The sequence below is a fragment of the Actinomadura sp. KC216 genome (assembly GCF_004348535.1).
GTDB lineage: Bacteria > Actinomycetota > Actinomycetes > Streptosporangiales > Streptosporangiaceae > Spirillospora.
In genome coordinates, this window is record NZ_SMJX01000616.1 from 1 (window position 1) to 1499 (window position 1499).

General features: G+C 76.2%; 1 protein-coding gene and 1 pseudogene. Both read right to left on the minus strand.

The window, feature by feature from the left end; genetic code table 11:
* Nucleotides 1-624, minus strand: a pseudogene (locus E1264_RS42530) (hypothetical protein); the annotation flags it as partial.
* A 49-nt stretch (nt 625-673) separates the two neighbouring features.
* On the minus strand, nt 674-1499 hold an 826-nt coding region (locus E1264_RS44345; protein ID WP_207937026.1), incomplete at its 5' end, for a hypothetical protein.

The following is a 1499-nucleotide window of genomic DNA, read 5'->3' on the forward strand; positions in this document are numbered from 1 at the left end:
GAGTTCGGCCGCGGACGGGCGGGCGCCGGGGTCGGGGTCCGATGCCGACGCGACCAGCGGGCGCAGGCCGGCGGGCAGGTCGCCGGCGGGCGCCCCGGGGTCTCCGGTGGCGGCGAACGTCACGGTCGCGGCCCACGCCCGGACGTCCGCGCCCTCGCTCGCGCCCTCCGCCAGCGCGAAGTCGACGACGACCGGCGCGCCGTCCACGACGAGGACCGTCTCGGGCCCCAGCTCGCCGTGCGCGAGACCGGTCCGGTGGATGGCGGCGAGCGCCTTGGCCAGCCCGAACGCCATGCGGTGCAGCGCGTCGCCGGACATCGGGCCCTGCTCGGCGACCGCCTCCGCGAGCGGCCGTCCGGGGACGAACCTGGACACCACGTACGGGTGGGGCGCGTCCGGGTCGCCGTCCAGAACGTCCACGACGTAGGGGCTCTGCACCTGGCGCATGCGGGCGATGTCGGGCGAGGCGCCCGGCGGGAGGAGCCTGATCGCCACGTCGCGGCCATCGGCCCCGGCCGCGCGGTGGACGGCGCCGCCACCGGCGCCCGTTCCCGCGCCGCCGCCCAGCCGGGACAGCAGCCGGTAGGGCCCGATGTGCTCCTGGTGGCCGATCTCGCCGCTCATATGGGACGCCACCCTACCGACCGGAGGCGTCCCGCCCTATCGGGTCCGGTCACATGCCGGGAAGGCCGGAGACCATCTCGCGGACGTCGGCGCGCAGGTCTTCCAAGCTCTGGCCCATGCCGTCCAGCGGGGTGGTGTCGGGCGGCTGCTCCTGGGCCAGCACGATCAGCACCACCGCGAAGATCCCGACGATCAGCGCACCGGCGAGCGCGGCCTCGGTGCGCGGGAACAGCGCGCCCCAGATCCGGGCGAGCTGCCGCCGCGGCGCGCCGCTGCCCGGCGCCAGGCAGAGCAAGCCGATCACCGCCATGGCGGAGTAGGAGATCGCGTTCGAGGCGGTCATGTCGGACTTGGCGAAGATCAGCACGCCGAGCATGATCAGCCCGGCGATGACGCTGAGGGACGTCCACAGCACCGTGGACATCAGCGCGCCCGGCAGGTGCAGCGGCGTCCTGAACGCCGCGGCGACGGCGTCGCCGGAGCGCGGTCCGCGCCGCGTCTGGCGGCCCTCCATGCCCTTGGCGGCCTTGTCGGCCATCCGCAGGACGAGCACGCCGGCGATGGTCGCGCCGACGGCCAGCAGCGGCGCGATGTCGGCGAAGCCGAGCAGCGCCACCAGGACGAGCAGGCTGATGATCCGGTACCAGCCGTAGGGCTTGCGGCGCTCGCGCTCGGCCCGGGCCCGCTCCTCGACGCGGCGCTGCGCGTCCTGCGTCTGCGGGTCGTGCGGGCCGGGGCGGCGTTGCAGCGCACCCGGCGGCGGCGGGTTCGGCGGCGGGTACTGCGGCGGGTATCCGCCCTGGTCGTACGGGCCGGGCGGGGCGTAGCCGCGCTGCTGGAACTGCTCGCCCGCCTTGTAGGGCGCGGGACCCGGC